Origin of the sequence: Pseudomonas sp. JY-Q, from assembly GCF_001655295.1 — a bacterium.
Lineage (GTDB): Bacteria > Pseudomonadota > Gammaproteobacteria > Pseudomonadales > Pseudomonadaceae > Aquipseudomonas > Aquipseudomonas alloputida.
In genome coordinates this window covers 4086557-4104062 of the sequence record NZ_CP011525.1, presented here as the reverse complement: position 1 = coordinate 4104062, position 17506 = coordinate 4086557, and the positions used below count along the sequence as shown (strand labels likewise).

Annotated in this window: 13 protein-coding genes and 1 pseudogene; 1 reads left to right on the top strand and 13 read right to left on the bottom strand. The window is 59.8% G+C overall.

Annotation, left to right across the window (positions count from 1 at the left end):
- Positions 1 to 26: 26 nt before the first annotated feature.
- The 4 genes from AA098_RS18615 to AA098_RS18600 are packed head-to-tail and all read right to left on the bottom strand — an operon-like array spanning position 27 to position 3015.
- A complete protein-coding gene (locus AA098_RS18615; protein WP_054888929.1) occupies positions 27 to 794 on the bottom strand; it encodes a LamB/YcsF family protein in 768 nt (255 codons plus the stop codon).
- A gap of 4 nt (positions 795 to 798) precedes the next feature.
- Positions 799 to 1212 carry a hypothetical protein gene (locus AA098_RS18610; RefSeq protein WP_054888930.1) on the bottom strand — a complete coding sequence of 138 codons (414 nt, stop codon included), beginning with the start codon at positions 1210 to 1212 and terminating at the stop codon, positions 799 to 801.
- Positions 1213 to 1214: 2 nt separating this feature from the next.
- Positions 1215 to 2570: an acetyl-CoA carboxylase biotin carboxylase subunit gene (gene accC, locus AA098_RS18605; protein WP_054888931.1), complete on the bottom strand. Its 1356-nt coding sequence runs from the start codon at positions 2568 to 2570 to the stop codon at positions 1215 to 1217.
- 4 nt (positions 2571 to 2574) lie between these two features.
- The gene (locus AA098_RS18600) at positions 2575 to 3015 is read right to left on the bottom strand and encodes an acetyl-CoA carboxylase biotin carboxyl carrier protein subunit (protein WP_054888932.1); all 441 of its coding nucleotides are present in this window, start codon (positions 3013 to 3015) and stop codon (positions 2575 to 2577) included.
- A 296-nt stretch (positions 3016 to 3311) separates the two neighbouring features.
- On the opposite strand from AA098_RS18600, the gene AA098_RS18595 reads away from it, so the two are divergent.
- A complete protein-coding gene (locus AA098_RS18595) occupies positions 3312 to 4649 on the top strand; it encodes an OprD family porin (protein WP_054888933.1) in 1338 nt (445 codons plus the stop codon).
- A 360-nt stretch (positions 4650 to 5009) separates the two neighbouring features.
- On the opposite strand, the gene AA098_RS18590 is transcribed toward AA098_RS18595, so the two are convergent.
- The 9 genes and pseudogenes from AA098_RS18590 to tssK form a co-directional block, all read right to left on the bottom strand.
- Positions 5010 to 5687 carry a DsbA family protein gene (locus AA098_RS18590; protein ID WP_004576451.1) on the bottom strand — a complete coding sequence of 226 codons (678 nt, stop codon included), beginning with the start codon at positions 5685 to 5687 and terminating at the stop codon, positions 5010 to 5012.
- 656 nt (positions 5688 to 6343) lie between these two features.
- A pseudogene (locus tag AA098_RS18580) lies at positions 6344 to 6742 on the bottom strand (RHS repeat domain-containing protein); the annotation flags it as partial.
- A gap of 44 nt (positions 6743 to 6786) precedes the next feature.
- Positions 6787 to 7386: a hypothetical protein gene (locus tag AA098_RS29280; RefSeq protein ID WP_140400444.1), complete on the bottom strand. Its 600-nt coding sequence runs from the start codon at positions 7384 to 7386 to the stop codon at positions 6787 to 6789.
- Between the two features lie 6 nt (positions 7387 to 7392).
- Complete coding sequence (locus AA098_RS18575) at positions 7393 to 12021, bottom strand: RHS repeat-associated core domain-containing protein (RefSeq protein ID WP_256544906.1); 4629 nt, start codon at positions 12019 to 12021, stop codon at positions 7393 to 7395.
- Positions 12022 to 12074: 53 nt separating this feature from the next.
- Positions 12075 to 12506 carry a DcrB-related protein gene (locus AA098_RS18570; protein ID WP_003251359.1) on the bottom strand — a complete coding sequence of 144 codons (432 nt, stop codon included), beginning with the start codon at positions 12504 to 12506 and terminating at the stop codon, positions 12075 to 12077.
- 46 nt (positions 12507 to 12552) lie between these two features.
- Complete coding sequence (locus tag AA098_RS18565; RefSeq protein ID WP_064614896.1) at positions 12553 to 14538, bottom strand: type VI secretion system Vgr family protein; 1986 nt, start codon at positions 14536 to 14538, stop codon at positions 12553 to 12555.
- A 74-nt stretch (positions 14539 to 14612) separates the two neighbouring features.
- Entirely contained in the window at positions 14613 to 15128 is a 516-nt protein-coding gene (locus AA098_RS18560; RefSeq protein WP_010954872.1) for an Hcp family type VI secretion system effector, read from the bottom strand.
- A gap of 133 nt (positions 15129 to 15261) precedes the next feature.
- Complete coding sequence (gene icmH, locus AA098_RS18555; RefSeq protein ID WP_064614894.1) at positions 15262 to 16131, bottom strand: type IVB secretion system protein IcmH/DotU; 870 nt, start codon at positions 16129 to 16131, stop codon at positions 15262 to 15264.
- 1 nt (position 16132) lies between these two features.
- Positions 16133 to 17470 carry a type VI secretion system baseplate subunit TssK gene (gene tssK / locus AA098_RS18550; RefSeq protein ID WP_003251351.1) on the bottom strand — a complete coding sequence of 446 codons (1338 nt, stop codon included), beginning with the start codon at positions 17468 to 17470 and terminating at the stop codon, positions 16133 to 16135.
- Positions 17471 to 17506 lie beyond the last annotated feature (36 nt).

Genomic DNA, 17506 nt, shown 5'->3' with positions numbered 1-17506 from the left:
ATCTGTGCGCTGTTTTGGGGCGCGATTTAATCGACAAGCTTGGAAAGCGGCACGATCTGCCCACCTCCCTGCTCGATTTCGCGGCGGATGGCCCAGGCCAGCTCCAGCGCATTGGCGTTGTCGCCGTGCAGCAGGATCGAACAGGCTGGTACTGCAATAACCTCGCCCGTGTAACAAGTGACCGTTCCGTCATCTAAAAACTGGCGAACCCGCTCGCGTACCAGCTCAGGGGCCTTGATCACCGAATCGGGCAGGGCGCGGGGCACCAGCAGGCCGTCCTTGTCGTAGGCGCGGTCGGCCAGGAAGGTGGTGGCAATGCGCAGCCTGTGCTTGTCGGCTGCGCGCTCCATGGCCTGGCTGGTGGAGGAACTGACAATCATCTGTGGGTCGAAGGCTTTCACCGCGCCAAGCAGCGCGTCGGCGAGTTCTGCGTCGGCGGCGACCCGGTTACCCAAGGCCCCGTGGAAACTCATGTGGGTCAGCCGGTGGCCATTGACCCTGGCAATGGCGGCCAGCGCACCGAGCTGGTAGGTGACGTAGGTCTGTAGCTCACGGGTATCCACTTGCATGGGGCGGCGCCCGAAACCGAGCAGGTCGGGGTAGCCCACGTGCCCGCCCAGGTCGATGCCCCTGGCCAGCGCCATGCGGGCGGTGTTGTCCATGATCAACGGGTCGCCGGCATGGAAGCCGCAGGCCACGTTGGCGGATGAGATGATATCCATCAGGGCTTCGTCTTCGCCCATTTTCCACGGGCCGAAGCCCTCGCCCAGGTCGGCGTTCAGGTCGATGCGCATGGGGTCAAGCTCCTGTTCCGGTCATTGCCAACAGCGGTTTGCCGTAGTCCACCAGTTGCCCTTCGGCGACCAGGTAGTCGCCGGCGGTGCCTTCGATATCCGCTGTCACCACCAACAACTGCTCGCCCACTGCCAGCACTCCGATCACGTCACCGGCGCGTACCGCCTGGCCAGGGCTGACCTGGGGCGTGTCGCGGCTGGGGTGGCGGGCGTGAAAGAACCCGCAGCCCTTGGCTGTGATGCTGGCCGCAGGCACGGCCGCTGGCGGCTGTGGCGCGATGGCCGCAGGTGGCGCGGGGGGCGGCGCGCCAACGCTGCGTTGCAGGCGGATTTCGAATGCCGGAGCCTTGAGCTCGATGCGGGCCAGCCCGGCCGCGCTCATCCAGCCGATCAACTGGCGGAGTTTGTCGATGTGCATGTTCAGTTCCCTGCCTGGCGGGTTTTGAGCCAGTGCTCCAGGTGATGGATGTCCACCGCACCCTCGATGAAGGCCGGGTCTTGCAGAATGTTGCGGTGCAACGGCAGGTTGCTGGCGATGCCTTCGATGCGAAACTGGGCCAACGCGGTGCGCATGCGCGCCATGGCCTGCTCGCGGGTGGCGCCATGGGTGATCAGCTTTGCGATCATCGAGTCGTAGTACGGCGGCACGCGGTAGCCGGTGGTGACGTGGGTGTCGACCCGCACTCCGATGCCGCCGGGTATGTCCCAACGGCTGACGGTGCCCGGTGTGGGGATGAAGGTGTGCGGGTCTTCGGCGTTGATCCGGCACTCCAGGGAGTGGCCGTGGGTGATGATCTGCTCCTGGCGCAGCTCCAGAACTTCGCCTCGGGCCACGCGTAGCTGCTGCTCGACGATGTCGATACCGGTGGTCAGCTCGGTGACCGGGTGCTCGACCTGCAGGCGCGTGTTCATCTCGATGAAGTAGAACTCACCGTCCTCGAAGAGGAATTCGAAGGTGCCCACGCCTTGATAGCCGATATGCCTGCAGGCCTGGACGCAGCGTTCACCCACCCGGGCCAGTACGTCAGGCTCGATCCCCGGCGCTGGCGCTTCTTCCAGCACCTTCTGGTGCCGGCGTTGCAGCGAGCAGTCGCGGCTGCCCAGCCACACACCGTTGCCGTGGCGGTCACACAGCACCTGTATTTCCACATGGCGCGGGTGGCCGAGGAACTTCTCCATGTACAGCTCGGGGTTGCCGAAGGCGCGGCGTGCCTCCTCGCGGGTGACGCTGACGGCCTGGCCCAGCTCCTGCTCGCTGTGCACCACGCGCATGCCACGCCCGCCACCTCCGCCGGCAGCCTTGATGATGACCGGGTAGCCGATTTCGGCGGCGATGCTGCAAACCGTATCGAGCTCCGCAGGCAATGCCCCCTCTGGCCCCGGCACGCAAGGGACGCCTGCTTCACGCATGGCGCGCTTGGCGGCAACCTTGTCGCCCATGCGGCGGATGCATTCGGCATCGGGCCCGATAAAGGTCAGGCCGGCGGCGCTGACGGCCTCGCTGAAGGCGGCATTTTCCGAAAGAAAGCCATAGCCTGGATGCACTGCCTGTGCGCCCGACGCCTGCGCAGCTTGCAGCAGCGCCGTGGCGTCCAGATAGCTTTGCGCCGGTGCGGCAGGGCCGATACACAGCGCCAGGTCGGCCTGCTCCAGGTATGCCGCGCCAGCATCTCCCTGGGAGTAGACCATGACCGTCTCAAGGCCTAGTTGATGGCAGGCGCGCTGGATGCGCAGGGCGATTTCGCCGCGGTTGGCGATCAATACGCGTTTGAACATACCTTCAGCCTCCAATGCGCACGACGGGCTGGCCCGCGTCGACTTCGCTGCCAGCTTCTGCCAGCAGGGCCTCGACCACCCCAGCGCGGGGAGCCTGGATCTGATGGAACATTTTCATGGCCTCGACGATGCACAGCACTGCGCCGGCTTCGACCTGTTGGCCGACTGTGACGAAGGACGCCTCTCCGGGGGCTGGAGTCAGGTGCAAGATGCCGTACAGCGGTGAGGGAATGTCCTGGCTGAGTGCGGCTGCCGGTGCTGGCGGTTTGGCCTGGGCCAGAGTCGTAGCTACGGTTAGCCCAGCGAGTGCCGGCGACGGGGTGTTCTGGACCATGTCCGCCTGGCGCGCCAGGGTCAGGGTGCTGCCTGCTTCGCTCAGGGTGAGCTCACTCAGGTCGCTGGCCTGAAGCAGATCTATCAAAGATTTGATGCGCTGTTGTTCCATTCGCAGGGCCTCTCACGGCAGGGCGTCGATTGCGTCTGGGCAAACTGTAAGAGCAGGCCGTGGTACTGCACCAAGAGGGTTTGTGAGTGGGGTAATAAGGGCGACTTATGACGCCTCGGTCATAAGGGAAAGTTATCCAGCCAGAACGAAGTTGTCTTGGCGACGCCGATTCCCGATTGCGTAGCGTGTATTGGCCGTCTGACAACAACGCCCGGGCCTCGATTAGAACGGGACGGCACCTTTGCTTCGCTTCTGCCTGCCGACATCCGATCAATTTGGGCTTGGGGAATTTGCTGATGATGAAGTACCCGTTGGGCGTACTTGGGCTGGTTGTGGCCCAAGGCGGCTATGCCGCCGGTTTTATCGACGACAGTCACGCGACGTTGCTGCTGCGCAACTTCTTCAGCCAGGCGGACAACCGCGACGGCGCCGCTGACCCGAACTACACCCAGGAGTGGGGCCAGGGGTTCGTGCTCAACTACAGCTCCGGTTTTACCGAAGGGCCAGTGGGCGTCGGCGTCGATGCGGTGGGCATGCTCGGCGTTCGCCTGGACTCGGGCAAGGGCCGGCACTACAACCCCACCAGCACCGCCAGCAACGGCAACATCTTCCCCACCGACAGCGACGGGCGCGCCGTCAGCGAGTTTTCCAGCCTGGGGCCGACGCTAAAGGCGCGGGTGGGCAATACCGTGTTGCGCTACGGGACATTGCAGCCGCAACTGCCGGTACTGTTCGCCAGCGATCGTTTGGTGTTCCAGACTTTCCGTGGTGTTCAGGTCGAGTCCAAGGACATCGACAACCTGACCCTCACCGCCGGACGTATCGACCGCGTCAAGGAGCGTGGGTCGACTGATTGGGAAGGCTTGTCTATCGCTGGTGCCAACGCCACTGCCGACCCGGTCAACCCGACCGTCAACACCACGCGCAGCACCCATGTGAACGAGTTCTGGTTTGGCGGTGGTCGCTACAAGGTTTCCGATGACCTGATGCTGCAGTACTACTACGCCAACCTTACGGACTTCTACAAACAGCACTTCCTGGGCGGGGTGTACGGCGTGAACCTCGGCCCCGGCCGGCTGACCACCGACGTCCGTTTCTGGGACAACCGTTCGGACGGGCGCAACAGCCACGATCCTGAATACTTCAGTAGCGGCTACTACGGTGATGGCCGTACCCGTGGCAAAGTCGACAGTCGCCTGAGCAGTGTGCTGTTCACCTATGCCGTAGGCGCCCACACGATTGCCACCGGCTACCAGCAGGTAGATGGCGACAGTGATGCGGTGTGGGTCAATGAAGGGGCCGGGACCACCAGTTATTTCTTCACCGAGACCATGTCGGGCAAGTTCCAGCGTTCGGGTGAACGCACCTGGCAGCTCCGCTACCAGTACAACCTCGCTGCCCTCGGTGTCCCCGGCGGGACCTTTAAGACCAATTTCTACAAGGGCGGCAACATCCAGACGGCCAGCGGCGACAAGCAGGAATGGGCCCGTGACATGACCCTCGGCTATGTCGTGCAGAGCGGGCCGGCCAAGGACTTGAGTGTGCAGCTGCGTTATGGCGTATTTCGAACCGACATGCAGCGTGATACCGACGAATATCGTGTGATTGTGGATTATCCGGTCGATCTGTTCTGATTATGCGGTTCAGCGAATGCTGACCAGCAGGCGTTCGAGGAGCATTGAGCTCGATAGGTAAGGCGGTTGCCTTGCGGCTGTGCCTATCTTGCCATCAGGCAGCAATGAGTCCAGAATCAAGGCTGTCCCTGTCTCAGGGATAGCTGAAAACCTATCGATTTCAACAGCTCGCAAGCCCGATGCGAGTCTCGTTTCCCGCTCCAAATAAAGATCTACAGGTTTCACTCGAAGTCTGTAAGTCGTTGAAAAAAGGCCCTTCGGGGCCTTTTTTCGTTCGAATGCATTCTGCCTCAATCCCCTCCCTCCACGAAATTCAAGTACAAACACCACAACGCGGCGCCCTGGCCGTGACGCCGTGGGCTACCTGGACATATCGCTGATCACGTCAGCGGGCATTTCAAAAATCTCGGGTGCGCTCAACAGGTCCACTGCGGACAGCAAGGCATCGGGATCGATTGGGTCTTCCAGGATCAGGGTGTGCTGGGTGTGATTGTCGGTCAGGCGCAGCGTGGGGGTGGCGTTGAATCCGTTCTCCAAGGCTTGCGCTTTTTGCGTGTCCACGACTTGGGCAGCCCGTTCGCCGGCCAGGCAGCGTTGCAGGGACGGGCCGATGTCCGGATAGTCGTGTCCAGCAGCCAACCCACGGCCGTTGCCTTGGGTATGCAGGTAGACCCAGAGCATCGCCCCCCAAACGCCTTCGCGACCCTCTCGCTGGCCCATGCATTCGATCAGTCGCGCTTCCCGACTGGCGGCCGGTTCATGCTGGGGGAGGGGCAGGTGATGCCAGGCCAGGTTGACGTGATCGTTGGTGACGATCCAGCGCTGCAATTGCGGCAGGTAGGCCTGGCAGTGCGGGCATTCAAGTTCGGCGTAGAGGGTGAGGGTGAAGCGCGCTTCGGGGTTGCCGTAGATCCGCGGCGGGCCATCATCGGCGGTGGAGCGAAAAGGTAGCGGCAGCCACCAGCACAGTGCCAAAACCGCGGCTGCGAGCCAGCCGCAGGCCCACTTTAGGTTGGTTGCACTCATCCGTTTGCGCATGTTGTTGCTCCTGGCAATTCCAGATCGAACGGCTCGAAACCGTTGAGCCGTCTCCATCCTGAGTCATGCGGATGGCGGCATCGAGTCCACTGATGCCGAGTTGCTGCATGAGGCTATGACGCTGGCTTGCTCTTCAGGTTCCGTCATCGCCAGTGCCAGATATGAACGGGTGGCACGGTGCGGAACAACGGCTCCACCTTTGTTTCAACGATGGACGCCGCGGGGTTAAACGCTTTCGATCGAAGTGGCGCCGCGGCGGTTTGGAAGTAAATTCAAACAATCTCCCTCTACCCCTTGAAACGCATAGCCTGCAGGCAGCATGCGTCAGCGCAGGTGCAAGCCTGAACCTGGGAAGCCCTGCTCAATCAGCCAGCTTTTCTGAGCTTCGGTTTTGCTGGCGAGGGGATTCGCGGTTTGATTCCTCAGGTAGGCCAAGGCGAATCGGGCAAGCGGCTGAAGCGTTACTCTCTGGTCCTGGGCCCTTGTCTTGCGTATCTGGATTGACGCACGAATCAACGGATTTTCCAGGCGATGACGGCGAGCAGATGATTGTGCAGGTTCTTAAGGAGCATGGCATTCTCGCTGATGTTTGCCATTGCCACTTTGGACGCCCCCCTATCCTGAGCGAGTTTACTGGTGCAGTACGGAGAGTCCGCCTTGCATTGAGTATGTAGGACCTCGTCGTGCACCGCATCACGCTCGAAATCGCTGATGACCCGGCCGTTCAGGTTGATCTGGTGCAGGTGCCCGCTACCGTAGTACAGGTGGTTGAGTTCGCGTTGGTCGGGCAGGACTAGCGTCTGCAGGTTGCCCAGTTCGTCGTAGCGGTACTGCAGCAAGCCAGCACTATTGGTTTCGCTGAGCAGTTGTCCGTTGGCGTCGTAGGTGTAGTCGAGTTGCTGTTTTTCTCCTTTGTTGTTTGTGAAGGTGATGGACAACAGATTGTCGGCCGCGTCGTAGCGGTAGTCGGTGGTGCCATCTTCGGTGCGCTTGCTGACAAGCCGGCCGATTGCGTCCCGCTCGAAGTCGTGGCGGATGGCGGTCGTTCGTTTGGGGCATTTTATACATGCCCCGAAATGGGCTGGCGAGTCGTGGTGCCTTACGATTTTTTACGCGGGGTAGCGACGAAATAGGTTAGGAAGTTATTAGTTAGATATTTACCATTGTCGCCATTGTATTTTTCTGCAGCGTCCGGCCATGCAAAAAAATGGAGTTCAGGTTTGTCATCTGTCTGTCCGGTTTTACGATCTACTAGATAAACTCTTCTGGCTCCTGTTCTTAGTATTCTGAATGTTTCTTTTACAAAATAGTGAGTCTGCGGGTCAGTTTTTGGATCGTAGGATGATGATAGGCGCCCATTGCGGAGGGAAAGATTATCATAATCTGCGATGCTCGGTCTGATGTACTGAATTAGGCCAGGTCCAATAGTTGCTCCAAAGTAGGCATTATTAGTTTCGTTGTGAAAAATAAAATTTTCTATGTAATCGGTTGTGGGTAATATTGCTTTGTTCCATATGGAGTGCTGGGGGCTATCGCTACTGCAATCGCCTAGAGTGTTTTTCGTGAGGGGTTTTTTTGTAGGCCAGTCACCGATGTTAAGAAAGGTTATCTCGGGTAAGGTTGAGACTAATGCCTGAGAGAACTTGGCCTCATCCACTTTAGTCATGAATATTAGAAGGGTTGGGGTTTGGTTTGCCATGCGCGGTTACCTTATAATTATTTGGCCCGTAGGCATGTTTGTAGTATTTAGCGTGCCGCTCGGCACAACCTTCCCCTTGATGACGGTAATTACAATGGAGTTGGGGTCTTGTTGGATAATTCGACTTGCATTATCCCATTCGCGTTTGGACATTCCGTTCACACTCCCTTTATCAACTGTTTGAATGTATACTGTTCTGCCCTTGGAGTCTATGAATGTCATGTCTGTGTAAGAACCGCCGCTTCGGCCGGGGCTGCCGTGAAGGGGTCTCAAATATGTTTCTCTCAGCTCAATACCAGTGCCTACCTGTCGTCCACCTTCAGAGTGGTGGTGTGGAGAGAGTTTGTTGTCACGCAGGAATTGGTCTCTGACAGCATCCATATGTCGTTTGGTTGCTGCATTTCCTCGACGACACAATCCAAGCGGGTCAATCCACGTGAGTGGGTTGGGAGCATATTGATAAAGGTTGAGCCCGCCGCTGAGTCCTATCGGATCTGTAGTAGCGAATCGACCAATGTCAGAGTCATAGAATCTGAGTGTATTGAAGTGTAGCCCAGTCTCACGGTCATAATACTGCCCTTGACGATGCAAGTTTTGCTCGCTGGCTTGTTGCAGGCTATGCCACTCATCAAACGGTTGTCCCCAACCTTTAAAGTCACTTCGCCAGATCGCGTTGCCAACAGAATCAGTCAGTTGTACCGGCAGGCCGGCCAGGTTGGTGTGAAAGTAATGTGTCGTTTCACTACCCAATTTGCCGTCTATGCGTGCCAGCGGTTCATAGCTATCCCGATTCGCATACACATACAAGCTAGCCAGCCCACTCTGCACTTCTTGCAGCAAGCGCAACCCTTGCCAGTGAAACAACACCCGCCGACGCGGTTCTGGATAGTCCCTCTGATAAACCTCCTTGCTAATCCGCCTCCCCAACGGGTCATAGGCAAACACCACCCGCTCACGCTCGCCACTGCGGTACTGCTCCACGCAAACCAGCCGCTGCTCGGCGTCATACTCGAAATACTGTACCCAGTTGCTGCCGATCCGCTTCTCGCACAACCGTCCAAAGCGGTCGTAGCGGTAGCGTTTGTCCTGATACACCAGCACTCGATTGTGCTTGATCAGGCCGTTTAGCTTGGGGCCGTCGAACAGGTTGCCGGCCTTGTCGTACTTGTAATCCTCGACCTGCGTGGCCTGCCAGTTGGGGCGTGACTGCTGAACGGTTTGCAGTTGCTCGTTGAGGTCGTAGCTGTAACGGTTGTGTCCCGAATAGGTCTTGCCCGTGTGGGGTAGGTCATGAAAGCGGCCGATGATCTGTTCGAGATGCGCGTTTTCGTCATTGGCGGCGTTTGTCATCCCACGGCGCTGGGTCTGGGTCAGTACCTCGGCAATCAGGTTGTCGCTGGCATCGTAGCGATAGGCCTTGTCCAGCAGCGGCAGCACTTCAGCAGGGGCATCGCGATAGTGAATAGCCTTGCCGGCCAGGCGACCGCTGGTGTCGTAGCGTGTGCGGGTGACCAGCTTGCCTTGGGTGCGCAGGACCTCGTCGTGCACCGCATCACGTTCGAAATCGCTGATCACCCGGCCGTTCAGGTTGATCTGGTGCAGGTGCCCGCTGCCGTAGTACAGGTGGTTGAGTTCGCGTTGGTCGGGCAGGACCAGCGTCTGCAGGTTGCCCAGTTCGTCGTAGCGGTACTGTAGCAAGCCAGCGCTATTGGTTTCGCTGAGCAATTGCCCGTTGGCGTCGTAGGTGTAGTCGAGTTGCTGTTTTTCTCCTTTGTTGTCTGTGAAGGTGATGGACAACAGATTGTCGGCCGCGTCGTAGCGGTAGTCGGTGGTGCCATCTTCGGTGCGCTTGCTGAGAAGCCGGCCGATGGCGTCCCGCTCGAAGTCGTGGCGGATGGCAGCCGTCCGTGTCGGCGGGGCGTTGTCGGACAGCGGCGGCTGCTCGTCAGGCGAGGGCACATGGGTAAGACGAATGACCTCATCCAGCACGTTGTAGGCATAGAGGCGGCCACTGCCATCCAGGTCTTTTTGTGCCACCAGCCGGTCCAGTTCGTCCCAGCCGAAGCGGTATGACTCGTCATTCTCGTTGGTGAGTTGCAGTAGCCGACCATAGGCGTCGTAGCGGAACTTCACGCTGTAGCCCATGGCGTCCGTGCGTTCGACCAACCGGCCGCTGGGGTCGTAGCGAAATTGCAGGGTTTTCTGTGCAGGGTCGATATAGCGCGTCAGCTGACCGGCAACATCGACCTCATAGCGGTCAATGCGGCCGTCCGGGCGTTCGCTTTCGACCAGATAGCCACGTGCGTCGTAGCGGAAGTGGGTGTGTTCACCCCGGGCATTGATGCTTTCGCGCAAGCGGCCTTGGGCGTCGTAGTGATACAGCGTCTGGGCATTGCTGCAGTCGCGGTAGCTGAGCAACTGACCGCACGTGTTCCAGCTCAGGTACTTGCTCTTTTCGAGGGCATCGGTGACCTGGGTAACACGGCCTTCCGGGTCGTATTGGTACTGTGTCTCGCGCCCCAGCGGGTCCTGCTGCCAGAGCAGATTGCCGTGGCTGTCGTAGCCGTATTGCCGAGTTCGTCCGGCTGTATCGGTGACCTGGACGGGCAGTGCCCAATGTCGTAGGTATTTGATGTGTTCGCGGCGGCCGAGGGGATCGCAGGTTTCGATCAGACGGCCGATATCGTCGTAGCTGTAGCGCCATTCACCCCCTTGCGGGTCGATGCGCTTGATCAGCTGTCCGGCGATAACTTCCGCCAGCCAGCAGTTGCCCTGAGGGTCGATGTGCTTATAGACCTCGTACAGTGGCCCCCAGTAGTAGTGATCACGGCGGCCGAGGTTGTCCGTGACGAGGGTTTCACCGGCTTCCAGGTTGTACTCGAACCGGTACTCTTCACCATCGCTGCCCCAGTGACGAATCACTCGCCACTCGTGATCGGGTTGTGGCTCCAGCAGTGGAGGCAAGCGGTAGGGCGTGCCGTCTAGGCGCTTGGGGGCAGGGCGTTTTTCAGGAATGGCGAAGCGGGCCCATTCGTACTCTCGGACAGCACCGCTAGCCAGTTGATGGCTATTGAGATGGCCCTCGGGGGTGTAAGTGAAGCGGCGGACTCGTTGATCCGTCGCATCCAATACCTCATGCAGTTGCCCGTTGTCGGTGTAGCGATAGCTGACCAGCAGTTCGCTGCATTCCACAGCCGGTGTTTCACCGTTTTTCAGGAACACCCGTGATATCTCACTGACACGCTGGGGATGCCTGGCGGCATAGTGAAGCTGCACGACCGTTTGGCCGTACTTGTCATAGAGGGCTTTCAGGCGCCCTTGTTCGTCGTACAGCAGGTCGAGGCAATTGAGATTGCGGTCGCCGAGCCTGATCAGCCGTGAGCGTTTCGAATTCAACGGGTCGGTATCGAAAACCCGATAAAGCCCTTCATTGATATCTTCGACAACGGTCTGGCCGTCCCCCAGCTGGAAGAAGGCCAAGCCGTCTACGACACTGACGAAGGCATCACCGGCACTGAGGCGGCCCAGTTCCAGTCGGTTACCGTCGTTGTCGATGTAGATCCACAGCGTACCGCCTTGAGGATGTGGGACGCGGGCCAGCTCAACTTCATAAGGGACACTCCAACCCATCCCCAGTAGACCGTCGCTGCGCATGTCCCTGCTGTCGTAGCGCCGTGCCCATTGGATGCCCAGCAAGCCTGGGAGATTGAAGTCGATGTCCTCCGGCCCCTCCTGCAGCTTGCTCCCTGTGGCAACAGCAACCGGGTTGCCTAATGTGCACCCTTTGATGCGGCCAAACCTTCGGGAGATAAGCATCCCCGCAATAATCCCGGTAAACATCGCAATCTTGCTCTTGCCGTTGCGAATGTCCCGGACCGTCGCCGTACCGCCACCAATGCGCACATTGGGCGATACGTTTTCATTCACATCAATCGTGGCATCGCAGGTGGTCTTGTCACCTGAACGCGCTGCGGGTTGGCCATTGATGAATACCTTGTCCGAGCCCTGCGCAATGAAGGTGTCGGGCAGGGGCGGGTGGCGCGAACAGCTGATCTTGTCTCCTTCCGCGGGCTCCGAGCCTGGGTCGGCCGGTGTGGTCACGGGCGGGTTGAAGATGTCACGTATGGCCATCCCCAGCCCCACGAACGGGACGAGATAAGGCACCGCAGCCATGGCCATGGAACCGACGTTCTCCAGGATGGATGGTTCCTCTTGTTCAGTATCGGCTGCGCCGCCTCCCGGTGGGCCAGTGATGCCGGCCGCGCGCGCAGCGGGCTCACTGTTAATGAGCACATTGGTTGACCCGCTCTCGATTTTTCCGTAGGGATCGGGCGAGTCCACGCTGTTGCCAAGGCTGTCGCAAAAGCTGGAGATGGCGTCGCCGACAGTCTGGTCTTCGCCGACGGAAAGGGTGCTCATTGCGCCGACTGCCACACCCGCGACGGCGGCGATGGCGACGCCAGCCGCACCGCCAGTGGCTACGGTGCCAACCACGGCCAAGCTGATGGCTGCGGCGACGGCCGCGGTGGCCGCTGCATAGATAACGGCCTCGGCAACTGCGCTGATCATTTCAGCGGCAAGCGATGGATGAAGAATTGCGTCGCCCATTCGGGCGGCATGAACGGTCTGCGCCATTGGCGGTAAGCTCCTAGCAATCCGAAAGTCCTTGTCCTGGTGCGTGGAGAGGCTCAGGCAAATCGGAGCTCGTCTTTAAGCGCACGCCAGTGACTGATATCGTCGTCACTCAAGGGCCCAGGCTTGCTGTAGTTGAGCACCAGCATCCGTTGCTGCCCCGGTATCAGGCAGGCCGCCTGAAGCTGGTAGTGGGGCTTGTCGCCGACCATGAACTGGATGGCCATTTCCCGACTGTCGACGGGATGCTCATTGCTTCCAAGGCGGGTCACTTTCGCGGGCGTAATGGTCAGCGCCTTTGACTTCTTCCGTAAGACGTTCAGTTGGTCGTCCAAGGCCTCATCCAGGGTCTTGGTGGTTGCAACAGGGCTGCGAGCGATCACCAACGTGGTTTGTCTGTTGGGGAAGCGCAGCATGTTCAGCGTCAAGTCCTCGGGGGCTTCATCACCCAGATCGAGAATTACATCGTGCGTCAGGTATTGGGTCATCTCGGGTAGTCCTTTTTGAGTTCAGTGCAGGGTGGCTGTGCGAGCGCTAGTCGAAATGCCCATCCACGTCAGCCTTGAGTGAGTCGCTGTCGCGCCCGTTCGCGCCCGCGCCCGCCAAACCACCCGTTGGGTTGAGGTCGAGCTTTGCCGCCAGGGTGTTGATCTGCCCGGTCTGCTGTGCGGTGAAGTTGAAGGTCTCGCAGGTGATGTTCAGCGTGCCGTTGGCATGCATTTCGATAAGGGTCTTGCCGCACTTGAGGCGTAGCGTGTTGCCCGCTTCGACCTCGTAGTCGCCTGCGATGAGGTCGTTTTTGCCACCCCCCACTTTCAAGGTGTCGTTGGCCTTGACGACGCGCAGACGATTGCGGCCAATGGCGATCGATTCGTCCTGGCCAACCTGTTGGGTGCGATCGACGCCCACAGAGAGGGACTGGTTGTGATTGACCAAAGTGTTCTGATCTCTCTGGGCATGGATGAACACTTCCTCCTTGCCCAGCTCATCCTCGAAACGCAGCTCGTTGAAACCTTCCCCCTTGTGGGTCTGGCTCTTGATGGTCATGCGTGTTTTGTGATCGGGCAGGTCGTAAGGCGGCAGTTGGTCACCGCAGTAAGTGCGCCCGGTGATCATCGGCTGGTCGGGGTCGCCGTTGACGTAATGAATGATCACGTCCTGGCCGATCCGAGGGATGGCCATCGAGCCCCAGCTGCCCCCCGCCCAGCCTTGAGACACCCGCAGCCAGCACGAACTGAACTCGTTGTTCTGGCTTTCGCGGTCCCAGGGGAAACTGACTTTTACCCGGCCCCATTCATCGCAGTAGATTTCCTCGCCAGGCGGGCCGACGACGTTGGCCATGTGCGGCCCGTCGATTCGCGGTTTTTTCAATGGCGCAGGGCGCCATTCGGTCCGACCGGGGACCAGCACTGCGGTCTGCTCGTAGCGCGTGCTTACATCGGCGCCGGCGGCTTCTTCCTGCAGGCTGGTGAACTGGTGGCCTTTATGGGTAACCGTGTTCACCCGCCAATGCGCATTGAGGTCGTCACGTGGGTGACCGGTCAGGGTGAAACTGAGCCCCGGTTGCAGACGCACGTCATCGCCCTGGACCTCGGCAATACGCACATCATGGCGCAGCGCTGTGATGCGGTTTTCGGTGAACGGCTTGCCCACGGCATCGCGTTTATAGCGGCCTGGGTAATCGAAGTATTCGTACTCTTTGCTCTGATGCTCCAGGAAGGGCCCGGCGGCTCTGTGCTCCTGGCGGTAGGCCGGGTGGGTGAAGGTGTGGTCGCGCTGCACCTGGCGAGCGGTGCGCACCTGCTCGCTGTAGCGCAAGCGGCGAAGGCAGGGTATGGCTTGATCGCCACCGCTGTTGGCTTGGTACAGCACGCTGTCAGGGCCTACCGGCTCGTCGTCATCGCAGAAGCCCTCGTCTTCATGGTCGGCCTCGATGGCGCCATGGCTGATCAGGCCGAGGGACTGCAGCCGATCGGTGATGATCAGCTTGTGCAGCTTTTCACTGTGCGCGAAGCGGTAGACGAAGCCTTCTTCAGCGGCCAGGCGGGCGATGAACGCCAAGTCCGTCTCACCGGCCTGAACGCAGAATTCGCGCACCTGATGGTCCAGGCTGGCGCGTAGTTCGTACTGGTCGATGCCCTGGCGCTTGAGCATCAGCTCGAGAATTTGCGGAACGGTCTTGTGCTGGAAGATGCGCCAGTTCGAGCGCAGCCTTGCGCGGGCCAGTTGCGGTTCGACCAAGGCGTGATAGTAAGTGCGGTAGAAGCCGCTCTCGCCCTGGCTGAAACGGCTGACAAGGCCGTGCACGTACCGTACCGGGCGTTCTCCGTCCAAGATGGTGAAGAGCACGGGTTTGTCGAGCAAATGGCCGAAGTCGATGTCGTTTTCGAAGCTGATCAGTTTCAGCTCCAGTTCAAAGGGTGCGCTGATGCCCTCTCGGAGTTCGAACGACACCACCTCGAATTCAGCTTTGCCAACGAGTGCCTCAAAGCTGTAGCGCAAATCAGATTGGCTAGGCATAAAAGATCCTTGTCCGCCGTCTGAATCAACACAAAGCCCGGGCGGGCATGGCCTGCCCGGGGCATTTGCACAGGTCAGGCGGCGGGTGCGCGCCAGTCGTCAGAGCCTTCGGTATTGGCTACATCGTGAGCCCACGTGATCTTTCGATACGCCAGCGATACTTCAACCAGCTGGGTGTAGTTTTCATTGTCTTTGTCGAGTGCGTGGGGAAGCACGGTATTGATGCTGACGATGGTGGCGTCTTCGAGCGTGGTGGTGAAAAAATGCTCTTGTTTGCCTTCCGACGAGGTGCGATACCAGCTGACCTCGACCGTTGGCAGCATTTCGCCGGTGGCAAGTGCCTGATACATCAGAGGGGTAGCTTTGTTCAGTGAACTGGTGAATATGAAAGGCTTATGCACGCGCTGGCCACTCGGTTGACCGCTCTGGGGGTCAGTGGGCGTAGTCACCTCATGCTTGATTTCCTGAACCAGAATCTGATCTTCATGGCCTTGTTGGAACACGTTGCCGACGGAGTCAGCGGTGAAGGCGCCAGCGGTGATGTTGCCTTGGGTCTGGCCTACGATCTTGATGTAAGCGGGTGTTGGCATGGCAGTTACTCCTGCGTCCATGTGGTTAAAGCACGCGCACCACGGGTGGCGTGGCCATCGGGAGCGATGGGCTTGTCAGCGAGGCAAAAACCTCGCGAATTCGTTGCATTCAGTGGTGCTGTGTCACGGTTGGCTATTGCTGCAAGATGCCGTTCAGCGACTCCAGCACCTCGGTGGTGATCAGGTGCAGGCGGTAGCTGTAGATCCCGTAGGCCACCGCCATGGCGATGGCGGAGATGACCAACGGGCTCCACCACGGCCATATCCGGCTCATGCGGAAGTTTCTGGGGGCGACGTTGGTGTAGGGGTCGCAGACTTCTTCGGGGGTGGGGCCGCGCAGTTCGCGGATGATCCCGTGGAGCTGGTGGATCAGGGCGTTCAGTGACTCTTCGCCCTTGGGGGCGATGGCGTACTTGCCCTTCAAACCCAGGCACAGTGCGAAGTACATGAACTCCAACACGTCCTGATAGCGCTTGGGCTCCTGCATCAGGCGGGAAAGCACGGTGAAGAATTTTTCCCCGCCCCAGGTTTCATCGTGGAAGATGCTGAGCAGCGGCTCGTGGCTCCAGCAACTGCTTTTGCCCCAGGGCCGATCCATCACCGCTTCATCGATGTACAGGCACAGGCCGTAGGAGTACGCCAACAGCTGGGCGGGCTCATAGCCGTGCTGGCGTATTTCTTCCCGGATGCTGTCGATCTGAATACGTACTTGCTGATGCACATCTTTGATGTTGGGCAGTTCATCGAGCGTGCGCAGGCGCATGACCAGCCCGAACAAGGGCGCCGCGGCATCCAGCATGAGATTGGCGCAGCCACCCCTGAGCTGAAACTCCGGATCCGCGGGGTAGCCCTGATATGCAGGCTCCGGCTTCTGCTCCTGTGCAGATGCAGTGGAAGTTGCAGGTGCGGGTGCGTCGTTGGGCAGCGACTTCTCGAGCATCGCGTGCAAATCCGTATCCGCAACGTGCTTCGCGTCGTTGAGGGTAGGGTTACTGTTTTCCATATCATTCACCCCTGATCGCCCAGAACTGCAGTTCAAGCCCTGGGAACTCACCTGCAACGTGGAAGCCGAAGCCGTTGGCCGTCTTCATGCAGGCCCAGGCGGGGTCACGGCGGTCCAGTTCGAAGTAGCTGAAGCCCGCATGGAAGGGCAGGTCGCGTGGAGCAACCGGCAGGGGCAGCAGCGGGATGCCCGGCAGTTGCAAAGGCACCAGGTCATTCAAGGATTCGAGTGAGGTGACCTTGGCTTTCTGTATGAACATCTGGCGCAACGTTTGCGGCGGCAGGTCGGCGCGCACGGCGATGATGAAATCGGCTTCGTCGATCAGGCGCCGGTCTTCCAGCGTGGTCGTCATCACACCAAAGTCCAGGGTCTCCAGCGGCAGTGACACGGCGCGGGGTTGCAGGACCGTGCTCAGGGCTCGACGGAGCGTATCCTCCAGGGGCTTGAACGAGGTACGCAGTGCGGTGTGGTGGTAGGCCGGGTATTCCTGCGGCAGCCGGTTCTCGTCGGTGAAGGTGACGAATTCGCCACACGCCTGGCTCATGGACAGGTACAACTGCTCGGGGTGTGTTTGTCCTTGCCTGGCCAGGTGGTTGAAGCACGGCCACCAGCGGTTCATGGCCTGCAGCAGGTTGAAGTCGCGGATGTCGGCGATACCCGACTGGCCCGAAGCGCCGATGCGGGCGGCAAGATTGCGCGCACGCTCGCGCAGGGTGTTGGTGATCTCTTCAAGGAAACGCTGAAGGGCCGGCACTGCCCGCACCGAAACGCTGGTGGGGTAGAACGTTTCATCCAACTGCAGGCTGCCGTCAGGGCGCCGCTCCAGGATACGAGCCACGGCCAGGCGGGTGTAGGCACTGCTGTCATCGGCTTTGCGTTTGAGCTGCAGGTTGGGCACGGCCAGGTCGACCTGCACCAGGTCACCGTCGGCGCTGTGGGTATCCTTGATCTCCTCTGCCTGAGCGTTGTAGCGGAAGTTGGCGGCATTGTCGGGCCAGCTGACTTCACGGCCCCCCTCGGTACGCAGCGGCAAGCACAGGAATATCTCGCTGTCTTTCGAACCGTCGTCCTCGATTTCCAGGGGCGGCGGCGGCGGCAGATCGGCAGGAATATCGAACACCGTGCCATCGGGCATGATGCCGCGCGCCTTGGTGATGGCGACCTTGCCCAGGCTCAGGTATTCGGTGCTCAGCTGCAGTTCGCTGAAGCCGTAGAAGGCCGCGTTGAGGCTGCCAAGGCGTTGATGCAAGGCCGCTTCACTGGCCCGCGCAGCTTGTTGGAAATGCTGCGGTTTGACGAACAGGCCTTCGGGCCACAGAACGGGGTTACGTGAACTCATGGGCGCTCCGTGTCAGCGTGAGTAGGGGGGATAGGG